At 43.7% G+C, this 14,804-nt stretch carries 18 protein-coding genes; 6 read left to right on the forward strand and 12 right to left on the reverse strand.

Annotated elements, in window-relative coordinates; translation table 11 throughout:
• Positions 1 to 1,536, reverse strand: coding sequence for a cryptochrome/photolyase family protein (locus C2740_RS06700; protein WP_215292556.1), 1,536 nt, complete (start codon positions 1,534 to 1,536; stop codon positions 1 to 3).
• On the reverse strand, positions 1,533 to 1,805 hold the full coding sequence (locus tag C2740_RS06705) for a TIGR03643 family protein (RefSeq protein ID WP_215292558.1): 273 nt from the start codon (positions 1,803 to 1,805) through the stop codon (positions 1,533 to 1,535). Before C2740_RS06705 ends, C2740_RS06700 begins: the two co-directional genes overlap by 4 nt.
• A gap of 72 nt (positions 1,806 to 1,877) precedes the next feature.
• Between C2740_RS06705 and C2740_RS06710 the strand changes: the two genes are divergently transcribed.
• Positions 1,878 to 2,222, forward strand: a complete 345-nt coding sequence (locus C2740_RS06710) for an HNH endonuclease (RefSeq protein WP_215292559.1) — start codon at positions 1,878 to 1,880, stop codon at positions 2,220 to 2,222.
• 90 nt (positions 2,223 to 2,312) lie between these two features.
• Here the strand turns inward: C2740_RS06710 and C2740_RS06715 are convergent, their stop codons facing one another.
• From C2740_RS06715 to C2740_RS06725, 3 genes are all read right to left on the reverse strand, one after another.
• A complete protein-coding gene (locus C2740_RS06715) occupies positions 2,313 to 3,464 on the reverse strand; it encodes a hypothetical protein (RefSeq protein ID WP_215292561.1) in 1,152 nt (383 codons plus the stop codon).
• 152 nt (positions 3,465 to 3,616) lie between these two features.
• The gene (locus C2740_RS06720; RefSeq protein ID WP_215292563.1) at positions 3,617 to 4,312 is read right to left on the reverse strand and encodes a nitroreductase; all 696 of its coding nucleotides are present in this window, start codon (positions 4,310 to 4,312) and stop codon (positions 3,617 to 3,619) included.
• Between the two features lie 42 nt (positions 4,313 to 4,354).
• Positions 4,355 to 5,812, reverse strand: coding sequence for an NAD-dependent succinate-semialdehyde dehydrogenase (locus C2740_RS06725; protein WP_215294345.1), 1,458 nt, complete (start codon positions 5,810 to 5,812; stop codon positions 4,355 to 4,357).
• Between the two features lie 239 nt (positions 5,813 to 6,051).
• Here C2740_RS06725 and C2740_RS06730 point away from each other — a divergent pair, with 239 nt between their 5' ends.
• Both C2740_RS06730 and C2740_RS06735 read left to right on the forward strand, forming a co-directional pair.
• Positions 6,052 to 6,846, forward strand: coding sequence for a DUF4239 domain-containing protein (locus C2740_RS06730; RefSeq protein WP_215292564.1), 795 nt, complete (start codon positions 6,052 to 6,054; stop codon positions 6,844 to 6,846).
• 18 nt (positions 6,847 to 6,864) lie between these two features.
• Complete coding sequence (locus tag C2740_RS06735) at positions 6,865 to 7,734, forward strand: CoA ester lyase (protein ID WP_215292566.1); 870 nt, start codon at positions 6,865 to 6,867, stop codon at positions 7,732 to 7,734.
• On the opposite strand, the gene C2740_RS06740 is transcribed toward C2740_RS06735, so the two are convergent.
• Positions 7,680 to 8,144: a gamma-glutamylcyclotransferase gene (locus C2740_RS06740; protein WP_215292568.1), complete on the reverse strand. Its 465-nt coding sequence runs from the start codon at positions 8,142 to 8,144 to the stop codon at positions 7,680 to 7,682. The genes C2740_RS06735 and C2740_RS06740 overlap by 55 nt on opposite strands.
• A gap of 234 nt (positions 8,145 to 8,378) precedes the next feature.
• On the opposite strand from C2740_RS06740, the gene C2740_RS06745 reads away from it, so the two are divergent.
• Entirely contained in the window at positions 8,379 to 8,597 is a 219-nt protein-coding gene (locus tag C2740_RS06745; protein ID WP_215292569.1) for a hypothetical protein, read from the forward strand.
• Between the two features lie 6 nt (positions 8,598 to 8,603).
• On the opposite strand, the gene C2740_RS06750 is transcribed toward C2740_RS06745, so the two are convergent.
• The 3 genes from C2740_RS06750 to C2740_RS06760 all read right to left on the reverse strand — a co-directional run bounded on the left by C2740_RS06750 (position 8,604) and on the right by C2740_RS06760 (position 10,555).
• On the reverse strand, positions 8,604 to 8,981 hold the full coding sequence (locus C2740_RS06750) for a hypothetical protein (RefSeq protein ID WP_215292571.1): 378 nt from the start codon (positions 8,979 to 8,981) through the stop codon (positions 8,604 to 8,606).
• Entirely contained in the window at positions 8,982 to 9,209 is a 228-nt protein-coding gene (locus C2740_RS06755; RefSeq protein ID WP_215292573.1) for a hypothetical protein, read from the reverse strand.
• A gap of 98 nt (positions 9,210 to 9,307) precedes the next feature.
• Positions 9,308 to 10,555 (reverse strand): dicarboxylate/amino acid:cation symporter, encoded by a 1,248-nt coding sequence (locus C2740_RS06760; protein ID WP_215292575.1) that lies wholly within the window; start codon positions 10,553 to 10,555, stop codon positions 9,308 to 9,310.
• 91 nt (positions 10,556 to 10,646) lie between these two features.
• Between C2740_RS06760 and C2740_RS06765 the strand changes: the two genes are divergently transcribed.
• Positions 10,647 to 11,345: an alpha/beta hydrolase gene (locus C2740_RS06765; protein WP_251369613.1), complete on the forward strand. Its 699-nt coding sequence runs from the start codon at positions 10,647 to 10,649 to the stop codon at positions 11,343 to 11,345.
• Between the two features lie 4 nt (positions 11,346 to 11,349).
• Here the strand turns inward: C2740_RS06765 and C2740_RS06770 are convergent, their stop codons facing one another.
• Complete coding sequence (locus tag C2740_RS06770; protein ID WP_215292577.1) at positions 11,350 to 12,135, reverse strand: sulfite exporter TauE/SafE family protein; 786 nt, start codon at positions 12,133 to 12,135, stop codon at positions 11,350 to 11,352.
• 57 nt (positions 12,136 to 12,192) lie between these two features.
• Complete coding sequence (pmbA, locus tag C2740_RS06775; protein ID WP_215292579.1) at positions 12,193 to 13,539, reverse strand: metalloprotease PmbA; 1,347 nt, start codon at positions 13,537 to 13,539, stop codon at positions 12,193 to 12,195.
• Between the two features lie 26 nt (positions 13,540 to 13,565).
• On the opposite strand from pmbA, the gene mog reads away from it, so the two are divergent.
• Entirely contained in the window at positions 13,566 to 14,189 is a 624-nt protein-coding gene (mog, locus tag C2740_RS06780; RefSeq protein WP_215292581.1) for a molybdopterin adenylyltransferase, read from the forward strand.
• A gap of 20 nt (positions 14,190 to 14,209) precedes the next feature.
• Here the strand turns inward: mog and orn are convergent, their stop codons facing one another.
• Entirely contained in the window at positions 14,210 to 14,797 is a 588-nt protein-coding gene (gene orn / locus C2740_RS06785; protein WP_215292583.1) for an oligoribonuclease, read from the reverse strand.
• Positions 14,798 to 14,804 lie beyond the last annotated feature (7 nt).

Below are 14,804 nucleotides of genomic sequence, written 5' to 3' on the forward strand. Positions count from 1 at the left end.
TTAGAGAGCGTCAAGATTGCTCAGAATCTTTTGAGCATGAACAGTAATTGCTTTTTGATCATCATCACTAATTCTTTTTAAGTTTGCCGTCATTAATCTAGTTCGTGGGCTAGCTTCAAACTGATCACGATGCTTGATTAAGAAATTCCAATACAGCGTAGTGACTGGACAAGCATTTTCTCCAAAACGCACGTCTGGCTTGTACCTGCAGCCATTGCAATAGTTACTCATCCGCTTGATATAGGCACCGCTGGCAATATAAGGCTTACTGGTAAATCTTCCACCATTAGCAAACAATGCCATACCTGCAGTATTGGGTAGCTCAACCCACTCAATCGCATCTACATAGATAGCCAGATACCAATCACATACCACTGTTGGAAGTACTTCTGCCAACAAGGCAAAGTTTCCAGTAACCATTAAACGTTGGATATGATGCGCATAACCGTATTGAAGCGTTTGTCCAATCGCATCTTTCATGCACGCCATATCAGTTGCGCCTGTCCAGTACCAGCTCGGTAATGGATTGGCATGCTGGTAATAGTTATCCTGCGCCATCTGAGGCATATCTAAGTAATACATGCCACGTACAAACTCTCTCCAGCCCAGTATTTGCCGTATAAAGCCCTCTACCGTTGATAGATCTAGAGAGTATTTTTTCCATGCAATGAGAACCGCATTTACCACCTCTCTAGGATTGAGTAATTTGAGGTTCATGGAGCTTGATAGGATGGAGTGCCAACCAAAAGGAGTATCAGTCCACATAGCATCTTGATACACGCCAAAGTTTCTCAGTCGATACTCAACAAAATATTCCAGCGCCCTTAGCGCCTGCTCTCTTGTGACTGGCCAATCAAACGCATCCAAGGATCCCGGGTGATCCGAATAAGCTTTGCGAACATAATCCATTACTTCCGCCGTAATATCATCATGCGGAAAAGAAAGAGGCTTATCAATAATGCCGGGACCTTTCTTGGGATAGGACTTGCGATTGTCTTGATCAAAATTCCACTGCCCACCCTCTGGATTGCCATCAGCATCCACTAAGATTTGATGAGTCTTGCGCATCAACCGGTAAAAATACTCCAACCTGAGCTCTTTTTTATTTGCCACCCATTCGATAAACTCTTGATGAGTGCAGTAAAAATGGTTGTCCTCACGCATATCCAGCTGTAGGTCAAGTTCATGAGCCAGCATCTCGAGGGCAATTTTGAGTCGATACTCACCAGGCTCTACACAAACAAGGTGCTTAATACCTTTCTTTTGGATGTACTCTTTTAAGTTATCTGTAATGGATAGTCTGGATTCTTTGATATAAACGAGCGGATACTTTAGATCTGTAAGCGCCTGAGCAAAGTGGCGCATAGCGGATAGGAAGAGTGCTACTTTGGCTTTATGAGACCAAACATATTGACCCTCATGAGTCGACTCAAACATGATGATTTCATCGGTCTCAAAATTAAAACCCTGAAGTGCTGCGCCCTGTAGATCTAATTGATCTCCCAGAATCAATACCAAGCTCTTTGATTGACTCATTTGTGTTTGTACTGGGTTGGGCAGTGTGCACGAGTAACCAACTTGCTACGTAGGGCTACATGCTTGGTTACCCTACCCGTAACCCGCTTGCGCCATAAATTAAATGAAGAGCGCTTTAGCTGACTACGCATTAACTCAATGACTTCGGATTCAGATAGTCCAAATTGGCTCTCAATGGCATCAAATGGAGTTCGATCCTCCCAAGCCATCTCAATTAAGAGGGAAAAATCAGCTTCTGTCAGGGTATTTTTGGAAATCTTTGGCACCATGCAAGTGTAAGACTTATTTACTAAACTAGGTGGGCCCCAATTTATTGAAATTCATTTTGATGATTAGATCCCATGCTTGGTAAAGTGCGCCAAAAATTGATCTTACTTAAACCTCGCCATCTCAAAGGACAGGAGGGGCTGGTTTGCCCAATTTGCGAGAGGCTCATTCCGGACTCACAGAAAGATGCTCACCACTTAGTTCCAAAATCGAAAGGCGGGAAGATTACCGAATATCTACATCGGATTTGTCATAAACAGATACATGCTCTTTTTACAGAATCTGAATTAGCGCAACAATTTAATACCGCTGAAACGCTAAAAAATCATCCAGAGATGGGCAAGTTTATTACTTGGGTAAAGTCTAAGCCTGATCAGTTTTACGAAAGAACCCGCAAAAGCGCACGAATCAAAAGCTAAGGACTAAATTCCACTCTAAATTATCACACCAACTACTAGATATAAATGGCTGCGAATGCCAAAGTTTTCACAAAAACTACACATATTCATTTATTTATTGGTGACCACTAGATATGCAATGGCTATAAATGGCATAAAAATTCTAATGGCCTCACTTCCATCTGATCCCATTGCAGAAAAAAATATTCCCATTGCAAAGAATAGCAATGGGATAAAATAAAATTTATTTCTCTTAAAATTTAAAAAAATAATCAAATAAGTAAAAAAAAGAGAGAGGTAGCAGACTACAGTGACAACCCTCAATTCCTTAGACATACTTTTCTCAAAGCCAATATATGTCCCAGTCCAAAATAGACGAGGAAAAATAAAGACGGTAAATAATCTCTTTGGGCTAAATATATTTAGCAAGACTTCTGGCTTATTTTTATAAAGCTCTAAAGCCTTATTTTTGTTCACTTTGGAACAGTTAACCATTTCTTTTGAATCATAATTCTGTCTACCTAAAATAACCTTACAATCTAAAAATTGATTTGGATTTTCACCAGAGCTTGCAAGTCCTTCAGCTAAATTTGTACCTCCATAGGTTGATAAAGTAAAGGTATCAAATTTATGAAGTTGATAAAGATGAAGTGGCACCATAAATAGAATTGTGATGATGCATGCGGGAATTATTCGTCGTCCAATCTTACAAAAAAAACAGCTGTAAATCACTAATGCAAAATACATGCCAAAAGGTCGACTCATGTACATTAAGGTCACCCAAAAACCTAATTTCAATATTTGTACTGATGATATTTTTTTATCGCAATCAATTAAATACATTGTGCATATGAGCAAAGATACAGCAAAAGTCATATCGTAGAGTGGGCCATTCATAGCTGCGTAATAGATGATTATCAATAATCCAGGCAGAACCAGCAATAGCCTTTCAAGAGTCTGATTTTGTGCGGCTCGATTGCAGATTAAATAAATTAACCATCCGGAGAGAAGGCCATAAGGAAGGTGATTTGAAAAATACAGAGACCCAAAGTTTACGAATTCAAATTTATCAACGTAAGTCCAAAGCCTCAAAATAGACATTCCCGTTGTAGCATCCGGAAAATTTGGGGGAATATATGCCCCCATAAGGCCAGAGTTATGAATTTTTGGAGTGCTTGAATAGAACAACACGCCCATTACCAAGCAAAATATCAGCGTGGCTTTATTTTTAATAAAATTAAATGCCTGCTTTCGAATATCCATATTCTTATTGGCCTAATCTAAGTTTCTAAATTATGTAATTAAATAATTTATTTTCAAGATTCTGCATTATAATAAATAAAAAAATAAGTTAAGATGGTCATCAAGTCTTCAATGATTAGCTCTAAGCGCCCTCTATTAAAAGGGTTAGCGCGCTAACTAAGCCAGGTAATAAATTCTTCTGCAGCAACTCTAGGCGTATGAAAGGTATTCACAATATCGGTCTTATTAGCATAGCCCAGGGCCATGCCGCAAACCAACATTTCATTCTCTTTTGCACCAATAAATGGCAGGATAATTTTGGAGTAATGATTCCAAGCCGCTTGCGGGCAAGTGTCTAATCCTTCACCTCTTGCGGCAACCATTAGACTTTGCAAGAACATCCCGTAGTCGAGCATGGAGCCTCTACCGAGATCTTTATCAATGGTGAAGAAAATACATACAGGTGCACCAAAAGCCTCGAAGTTCTTCCGGTGCTGTGCATGCATCTTATCTTTATCGCCTTTTGTAATTCCGAGAAGACCATACAAGCTCCAGCCATTTTCACGACGACGGTCAATATAAGGACTAAACCATTTACTAGGGTAATAGTCATACCCAGCTTGGTATTCTTTTTCTAACTCTGGATTAGTAGCAATACTGTCATAGGCAGCGCATACCTTCGCACATAAATCTGCTAGAGCACCTCCCTCCACTACATATGCTTTCCAGGGCTGGGTATTGGTACCGGATGGCGCTCTAGCAGAAATATTGAAGAGCTTAGTAATGGTTTCTTTTGAAACATTCTCTTTAGTAAACGCCCGCACGGACTTGCGCGAGGTAATGGCATCTTCTACCGTTAAGGACTTCATCTTTAAGCTCTTCTATTTGATTTGTTTCTCAAGTGTTTCACTTCACTGCGCTGCTTTGATGCCGCCGATACAAAGATACTTTAGCTCCAAGTAATCCTCGATGCCGTGCCGCGATCCTTCACGACCGAGGCCACTTTCTTTAACACCCCCAAAAGGCGCTACTTCATTTGTGATCAAACCTTCATTAATGCCAACCATACCGTATTCAAGCGCTTCCGCTACACGCCAGATACGAGCAATGTTCTGACTATAGAAATAGGCAGCCAAACCAAATTGAGTGTCATTGGCCATCTCTATAGCTTCAGCTTCACTGGAAAACTTAAATATCGGAGCCAATGGTCCAAATGTTTCCTCCCTAAAAGCGAGCATGTCTTTGGTAGCGCCAGAAACCACAGTAGGCTCATAGAAGGAACCGCCTAAGACATGGCGCTTGCCACCAATCACCACTTTGCCACCTTTTTTGACGGCATCGTTGACTTGATCTTCAACCTTCGCTAGAGCTCGCTCATCAATCAGCGGCCCAATCACATTACCCGCTTCAGCGCCACTGCCAACTTTGAAAGCGCCTACTGCTCTAACAAATTTCTCTACAAACACATCATAGATAGAATCTTGTACCATGATGCGGTTGGCGCATACACAAGTTTGTCCAGCATTTCTATATTTGGAAGTAATGGCACCCTTCACTGCTGCATCAATATCAGCATCATCAAAAACTATAAACGGTGCATTGCCACCCAACTCCATGGAAACCTTCTTCACAGTTGTTGCGCATTGCGCCAATAACAACTTGCCGATTTCGGTTGAGCCCGTAAAGCTGAGCTTTTTGACAATTGGATTTGAAGATAGTTCGCCACCAATAGCAGTTGCGGAGCCTGTTACACAAGAAAATACTCCCGGTGGAATGCCTGCCTCTTCTGCAAGTTGGCATAGCGCTAAAGCGCTGAATGGTGTTTGACTAGCGGGCTTTAAGACGATAGTGCAACCAGCCGCCAATGCAGGACCCACCTTGCGGGTAATCATTGCTGATGGAAAGTTCCAGGGTGTAATCGCAGCACAAACACCAATGGCTTGCTTAATCACAATCAATCTTTTATCACTAGCGTGACCAGGAATGGTTTCACCATAGAGGCGCTTCGCCTCTTCGCCAAACCATTCAATAAAGGAGGCGCCATATGCAATCTCACCCCTACTCTCAACCAAGGGCTTGCCTTGCTCTGCAGTCATTAGCTGAGCAAGTGCCTCTTGATTTTTCATAATGAGGTCGAACCAATTACGCAAAATTCGTGCGCGCTCTTTAGCAGTCTTTGAGCGCCAAGCTGGTAAAGCATGATTTGCAGACTCAATCGCCCGACGGGTTTCTGCAGCCCCCATATTGGGAACCGTACCAATCAGCTCCCCTGTCGCAGGATTGGTAACAGAAATGGTAGTTTTGTTATCAGCCTCAACCCATTGGCCATTAATGTAGGCTTTGTCAAACTGGAAAGCGAAGTTGCTCATATCTTTTGCACTCAATGATCGATTGGTTTTTAGACTCCCTACATGGCGAGAATGGCTCATCTTAACTCCTTCCAGTCACTTCTTCTGGCGCTCGTTTTATGAGTCGCTCAAATCTTAAATACAGCCCTCAGGAACTGTCGCATCTTTTTGCTTTTCCCGCCATAAAATAGTTTAGGCTATAGGCTAAGCTACCCTGTATTTAAGCCCTCTCCCCTCACCCTTATTGATACGGCACCATCATGGATCTTCCTTTATTAAGACATGCACTGCAATTTTCCGATATCGGCTTGAGATTTGAGCTTGTCTTTGTGGTTCTACTGCTCTGTTATCTGGTTTTTTGGCTTTTCCAAAAAATGCTTCCGCATTTGCTATTTGGCGATGACTCCGAGTACGCCGGCTATATTTATAACGCGATGGGTGTTGTATTCAGCTTAGTTTTTGCCTTTGTCACAGTATTGGTCTGGCAAAACTACAACGGAGTGAGTGATGCCATTACGAAAGAAGCAAGCACTCTGAATAATATGTATCGTCTATTTTCCGCATTTCCGCCTGATGTTGAGAAAAAGGGTAGGGACGCCTTAAGAGCTTATACACAAACAGTAGTCGACGAAGAGTGGCCTTTATTAAGCAAAGATCAATTTAGCATTAAGGCTTATAAAGAATTATTAAAAATTGAAGATATCGTTATTCACCTGCAACCTCAAAACGTAGGCCAATCAAACGCACATCAACAAATGCTCCGCTTGGCAACAGATGCTACCGATCTACGCCGCAGTCGCGTATACAATGCCCGCTTTGCATTGGCAGCTCCTGCCTGGATGGGCTTAATTAGCAGCTCTCTAGTCTTTTTATTCTTTTCATGCCTTTTTAAACTAAAGTCAGCAAAGATTCATCTACTCTTAATATTATTCTTAGGCCTCACGATTGTCGGGGTTTTATATTTTCTGATTCTCTACATTCACCCTTTCCTGGGTCCTATGGCCCTTGGTCCAGATCCCTTGCTAAATCTACTTAAACTCGCGTGGACTTATTAAATCTAGAAAGTAGTACAAATGATTAACATTCATCGCCCAAGACGCTCTGTGCTGTATATGCCGGGAGCCAATACCAGGGCCTTAGAAAAAGCCAAAATCCTTCCTGCTGATTCTTTGATATTGGACTTGGAGGATGCGGTTGCGCCAGATACTAAAGCTGCAGCGAGAGCAAATATTCTCACGGCATTAGAGTCAGGGTTTGGCTATCGCGAAGCTGTTGTCAGAATCAATGGACTCAATACCGCTTGGGGCTTAGATGATCTAAGGACTTTTGCCGCTAGCAAAGCAGATGCTATTGTCTTACCCAAAGTAGAGTCGGCAGCACAAATACAAGCAGTAGCTACTCTACTAAAGGAATTAAATGCCCCAGCCACTATGACCATCTGGGCCATGATTGAAACCCCGATGGCGATCTTTAAACTTCAGGAGATTGCTAGCGCGCATCCACTTCTCGAGTCTTTAGTCTTGGGCACTTCAGATCTAGTAAAGGATTTACATGCTCGCCATACCCCGAACCGAGCAGAAACTCAAACGGCACTATCTCTCTCCGTGCTAGCCGCTAGAGCATATGGTCTTTGTGTTCTGGATGGTGTTCACCTGTCCCTTGATGATGAGGCAGGACTCAAGCAATCTTGCATCCAGGGAAGGGATATGGGTTTTGATGGCAAAACCTTGATTCATCCAAATCAAATCGCCTTAGCCAATGAAATATTTGGCCCCTCCCCTACTGAAATCAGTGAAGCTCAAGAAAAAATTGCTGCTTATGAAGTGGCTATTCAATCGGGCGCCGGTATTGCAGTGCTCAATGGCAGGCTGATTGAAGAGCTGCATATTCAGGATGCCAAAAGAATATTGGCGTTAGCAAGCGCTCTGCGCATGATTTCTTGATTGTCATTCATGAAATTCCCAGTTTGAATGCGTTGCAGGGTGCTGGTATCTAGCGCATAAATATACAACCAAGCTGGAATCATCTCCCCGTTTCTCTCTACCAATTCAACAGAGCGTCGGTATTCATGAGGAAGTGGACTGGTAGGCGCACATTCTTCGTATTCATCTAAGAATGTAAGGACATACTCTGGATTTTTGAGCAGCCACAATTCGCCAAGAACAAATCCATCTTTTGCCTCAGCTCGAACTGCACCAGGGTAGTTACTTACGAGGTATAGATGCCCCTGCCATCTTGCATTCCCAATTAGATCAGCATGCCGGTGAAAATAATGTGCACTAGCGTTAATCGCATCCGATTTGAGAGTGCCATACACAAATAGATAGGAGGAATTCATATTACCAACTGTCATGATTACAGTGACTATAAAGTAGCGACATCACTCTCACCGGTTTGGATTGTGACAAATAGATGACTTGCACTACTTAAGTGCGATAGCTGACAGAAAATTACCACCCCTCTGGAGGCAAAGCCCTTGCTGAAGGCCTTAAATAGCATTCATATAAAAACCCAGAAATGGTGCAGCCGATTCTCGAAATTGTGCAGACTACAAAATAGTGCTAATTTCTATAACCTAAGATACGGCATGCGTATCAAAATTACAAAAAGTCTCGTGCTGCAAGCTCTAGCCCAAGAGACGGAAGTTATTCCTGAGGCACTCTTTCCGGAGGGCGAATATCTTGCCAATCTAACTCCCGAGGGAAAGATTGAGGTCATCAATACTAAGAAGATAAGGGCCTTATTTTCTTTTTCTCAGTTTAGAGAAAAAGTTACCTTAGGTGAATTCGTGGTAGTTGAAAGCTAAATTGACTTAATGATCTAGATCTAAGCTTTGCACCAGGCTGGCAAGCTTTACAACAGATTCAAAGGCGTTTGAACTGCTGGCCTCTACATCTACATTTTCCCAATTAAACTCTAGTGAGAAATGTGCTGATTCAATAATTAATTCATAGCTAGAGCTCGCTTTGTTTTCTGGATTAGCCTCTAACTCCTCGGTAACGGGCACTTTGACTGCCTCAATCGCATCAAGCAAAATTGTCACCTCAGAAGGCGTTAGTCCCCTGCTATGCAAAACATCATCCGTTCTCTTAATCGAAATCTTAGAGGCCTCATCGATCACTACCTCGTATTGATTTAAACCCAGATCAAACCAAACAGTTAACTCAAGGGCAATAGGATAGGTCTTCATTTAATCCACCTCGTCAGCATGGGGTTCATCGAAATGCGCTTTATGGGGCTTCAGTTTGGCCTCTAGCTGAGCCCATTTACTTTGCTGCATTCTGTATTGGCAATCTTCCGCATGATTTTCCAGCAAACCAAAGATTACCGTTGTCGGAATCTTGCAATATTGACAGCGATAAGCATGTTGATGCTCCTCAATTTTCTCCTGAGGATAGTCAATATAAAAAGGTTTCACTAATCTCTCCAAATACAACAAGGGTCTATTGAGCCAATCTTACTCTGCCTCGCGCTTAGGCGATTAAAAATTCTTTTCACCTGCTGCAATGCAATGAATTAGATTTGTTTTTTAACTTCGCCATCCAGCTCACCCTCCCACTTAGAGATTACCGCAGTTGCCATGCCATTTCCCAAGACATTGGTTGCGGAGCGGGCCATATCTAAAAAGTGATCGACACCTAGTATCAATAAAATGCCAGCCTCAGGCAGATTAAATTGGGACAATGTAGCCGCAATGACCACTAAGGATGCGCGCGGTACCCCAGCGATTCCTTTTGATGTAATCATCAAGACTAAAAGCATTAGTAACTGCTGCGTAAGCTCCATCTCAATGCCATATACCTGAGCAATAAATACTGCAGCGAAGGTGCAGTACATCATCGATCCATCTAAATTAAACGAATACCCTACCGGCAAGACAAATGAGGCAATTTTGTTTTTACAGCCAAAACGCTCTAGTTGCTCCAAGGTCATCGGATAAGCCGCCTCAGAACTAGCAGTAGTAAATGCGAGTAAAGCTGGCTCACGCAACATTGAAACCAAATGTACAGCACGTTTTTTTAGCACTACCGAACTAATGAGAACAATGACTATCCACAATACGGCAATAGAAGCATAAAAACTGAGCATGAATTTACCGTAGGTCATCAAGATGCCCAAACCATTCGCAGCTATGACGGATGAAACCGCTGAAAATACTGCAATAGGTGCTAGCCGCATCACTGCGGTAGTAATTTTCAGCATGATGTGCGAGAGCATATCTAGATTGCGGACGAACTCATTGGCACGCTCACCCATACCAGCAGCGCCCACGCCAAAGAAAACAGCAAATACGACGATTTGCAAAATTTCGTTTTTGGCCATGGCATCAAAGATGCTGGTCGGAAAAATATGGCGAACAAATTCCGGCAAATTTAAGCTGTTCTTATTTAAACCAGTGTTAGCCGCAATCTCGGGTAAGGCCAACTCCACGCCAACGCCAGGCTGAAGTAAATTTACCATCACCAATCCCAACAAAAGAGATACCAGCGACATAGAAATAAACCAAGCAAACGTTTTTAATCCAATTCGGCCAATTGTCGAAGCATCCCCCATTTTGGCAATGCCAACCACTAGGGTTGAGAAAACCAATGGAGCAATAATCATCTTGATTAGGCGCAAGAAAACATCGGTCAATATAGAAATGTAAGTTACATAGTTTTTTGAAAACGTGCTATCAACACTAAAGGTGTGCACTAAATACCCCGCTACAATTCCCAGAACCATTGCCGCAAGAATATAGTTGGTTAACTTTTTAGAATTCATGGCAGATCCCAATCTGATTGTGGAGGACTATTGACAGATTTTACCTATTACACCAAAAGTGCCCTAGCGAAAGTTTTGTGCTGGAGTGATAATGTCTTATAAACCTGACGAGCCCCCTATGGAATTACTACCTTGCATTGAACTAGAGACCGCCCCGAACCCAACAGCCGCTGTCCTTTGGCTGCATGGCTTAGGTGCCGATGGCAATGACTTTGTTCCCATCATTCCCGAACTGGATCTGACAGGCTGTCCTGGTATTCGGTTTGTGTTTCCGAGTGCGCCAAGCATGCCAGTCACCGTCAACGGTGGTTACGTCATGCCGGCTTGGTATGACATTGTTGGACGCGACCTAATGGATCAAGAGGATGCTGCTGGCATACAAAAATCAGCTGAGTCTATTGTGCAATTAATCGAGCGTGAAGTAAGTCGAGGTATTGCTTATGAAAATATCGTACTGGCCGGGTTCTCACAAGGGTGTGCGATGGTCTTACAGATTGGCCTACGCTTTCCACACAAACTTGCAGGTATTATTGCCCTCTCGGGATATTTACCACTAGCAGTGACGCTTCCACTTGAAAAACACACGGCAAACCAAAGCACGCCCATCTTTATGGCTCACGGTGAATATGACCCCGTCGTAGCACTAGAGCGCGCCGAAGCCTCTCATGCTCTGCTTGAAAAGATGGGTTATGCAGTTCATTGGAATGAATACCCAATGGAACACTCAGTCAACCGCGAAGAGCTCGCTGATATTTCACGCTTCTTACAGCAAGTTCTTGCCTCTAAATAACATGTTAGATCAAGCCATCCACAATCAGCTTGATACTGGCCACAAGTAAGAAAAACTGCACAATGCGGTAATACCATTTCATGGAAATTTTTTCTGCCAAGTAAAAACCGAGATAAACGCCCACTGGTACACATGGCAAAAGAATGACTGAGGTTGCTAGCTGCTTGAAATTGAGCAAATCTAAGTAGGCATAAGGCCCCAACTTAGCAAAGTTAATAAAGGTAAAGAACACGCCCAAAGTGGAGGTGTACACCATTGGCAAGAGCTTTGCTCTTAACATGAAAATCGTAATGGGCGGACCACCGTTGTGAGCCACGAAAGAGGTAAATCCTGAGGTAAGACCCATCAAGCGACCTAACCAAGGATAAGGCTTAGCTTCCTTTAAATCAAAATGGGATGTCACCAACATCTGAATCAAAAACAGCATGATGAAAATGCCTACAAAAAGCGTCAAGGCTTTGGGTGTAATGACTGTAAAAAGAATCATTCCCAAGAACATGCCCGCAAAGGCTGGAGGAAGAATGAGTTTCAGAATATGCCAATCGGCATTCTTAATGAATCGGCGTAAACCCACCAAGTCAATCGCAATTAATAGTGGTAGCAAAATTGCCAAGGCCTCATTAATGCTGGATTGACTGGCCATCAACGGCAATGACAGCACCCCTAGGCCAGCACCAAAGCCACTCTTAGAAATACCTACAACAACTACGCTCGCAATTGCACAAATAAAAAAAGTAAGTGAGTGCGCATGAAAAGATTCAATGACAGGATGAATGAGGGTATCGAGCATTCCGCAATACTAACAAGTCAGAGATAAACGTCTTTGTATTGCCGCTCTGGATCGCATTTATTTCCCGCCAACTGTCATGGAGCCAATCAAAATAGAGCCGGTTTCTTTAGTACCTCGTATCAAGGTATCACTACCAATCATGGCGATATCTAACAGCATATCGCGCAGGTTGCCTGCAATCGTTACCTCTTCCACTGGATATTGGATTTCACCATTCTCAACCCAGTAACCAAAAGCACCCCGTGAATAATCGCCGGTGACATAGTTCACGCCCTGACCCATCAACTCCGTTACCAGGAGACCAGTACCCATCTCTTTTAGCAATGCTGGTAAGCCACCTTTGGGTGTTTTCTTACTCTGAAGCGTGAGGTGATGTGAGCCACCAGCGTTACCAGTAGTCTTCATACCTAATTTACGCGCTGAGTAAGTGGACAGGAAGTATCCCTCTAAAATTCCCTTATCCACAACAGTTCTTGCGGCAGTCTTCACGCCCTCTTCATCAAAGGGTGCACTACCGGTCATTGCTTTTAAGTGCGGGTTTTCGAAAAGGCTGACATGCTTAGGCAACACCTGCTTACCAAGGCTATCCAGTAAAAAGCTCGAGCGTCGATAAAGTGCGCCACCAGAGACAGCCTGTACTAAGCCGCCTAAAAGGCCTGCTGCCAAAGGGGCTTCAAAAATGACGGGGCAACGACGCGTTGTCAAAGATCTGGCTTTTAAGCGTGAGAGCGCACGTCGCGCTGCGTATTGGCCAATGAGTGCAGGGTCAGCCAATTCCTCCGGAATCCGGGAGCTGGAATACCAATCATCCCGCTGCATATTGGATTGCTTACCACCCTCGCTTGCGATGGGCGCACATGAAATGTAGTGGCGAGAAAATGGGTAGCCGCCCATAAAACCATGTGAAGTACCCATCATGAAATGCGCGTGATGCGCAGATACAGAAGCACCATCACTATTTTGAATTTGCTTACTAACTGAAAATGCTGCTCCCTCTGCAGTGCGGGCAATCTCTACTGCATGTGCCGCATCAATATTCCATGGATGAAATAAATCTAAATCACGAGGATTTTTTTCTAAGAGCGCACGCTCTGCCGGTCCCGCACAACTATCCTCAGCTGTATGTTGTGCGATGTGATACGCAGCATCTACCGTTGCCTTCAAAGAGGCTTTAGAAAAATCACTCGTGCTGGCGTTGCCGCGGTGATGCCCCAAAAACACGGTAACACCTACCTGCTTATCTAGGCTTTGTTCGATGGTTTCAACCTCGCCCTTACGAACTGTTACGGATAGGCCTTGACCCTCAGAAACCTCGGCGACCGCGTCAGAAGCCCCTCTTCTTTTGGCTTCTTGAAGCATGAAATCAACGATTTCTTGAAACTGGCTGGATGAATATGTAAACATGTCCTAATAATAGCTAGAATAGAAACATGAAGCATACAGAAGACCAAAGCCGTAGCACTCCAAATGAAGTCAAAATTGGCCTGATATCAATATCTGATCGGGCCAGTAAGGGTGTATACCAAGACGAGGGGATCCCAGCCCTGCAGACTTGGTTAATAAATGCCCTGACCAATCCCTGTGTTTTCCATGAACGCTTAATTGCCGATGAGTCTGAAGCCATTACTGAAACCATCGTCGAATTAGTCGATGAAATGGGATGCGATCTAGTGCTCACCACTGGCGGCACAGGCCCCTCACGCAGAGACGTCACCCCTGAGGCAACCCTTGAGGCTGGAACGCGTGAAATGCCTGGCTTTGGCGAGCAAATGCGTCAAATTAGTCTCAAGTTTGTTCCAACGGCGATTTTGTCCAGACAAGTTGCCGTTCTCAGAGAGATTGAAGACCATGCTGCGCTCGTCATCAATCTGCCTGGCCAACCAAAAGCAATTGCCGAAACCCTCGAAGGGCTAAAAGATGAGAATGGTAAATCTATCGTGCCCGGCATCTTTGCAGCAGTTCCTTACTGCATTGATTTAATTGGTGGGCCTTATATAGAGACCCACGAAGAGGTCATCAAAGTCTTTAGACCCAAGAGCGCCCTCAAGAAATAAACTCTTTTTAAGTTTTTAACTTACTGAGGTAATGGGACGATAAATTTGTCGCGGTAGTACTTAAGCTCTTCAATCGACTCTTCGATATCAGCCAAAGCGGTATGTGCCTGCTGTTTAGTAAAACCTTTTACCAACTCTGGATGCCAACGCTTGCATAACTCTTTAAGAGTCGAGACATCTACATTGCGATAATGAAAGTAGGCCTCTAACTTCGGCATGTACTTCGCCATAAAGCGGCGATCTTGACCAATCGTATTGCCACACATTGGCGCAATACCTGCCTTGATATATTTCTTTAAAAAGGCAATACACTCCACTTCGACGGTTGCCTCATCCAAGGTCGATGCTTTGACCTTATCAATCAGACCGGAGCGTCCATGAGTGCCTTTATTCCAAGCATCCATCCCATCTAAAACGGCATCTTCTTGATGAACTACCCAGACCGGGGCTGTAGCAATGGTGTTGAGGTGGGCGTCCGTTACGATAATGGCAATCTCCAAAATTCGCTCGGTTTCCGGGTTTAGACCCGACATCTCCATATCCACCCAAATAAGGTGTTCATTGGCGGGCGGCGCCTTATTCTCAGCCGTGTTCGTTTGTTCGCTCATATCTATA

Origin of the sequence: Polynucleobacter sp. MG-5-Ahmo-C2, from assembly GCF_018687735.1 — a bacterium.
Lineage (GTDB): Bacteria > Pseudomonadota > Gammaproteobacteria > Burkholderiales > Burkholderiaceae > Polynucleobacter.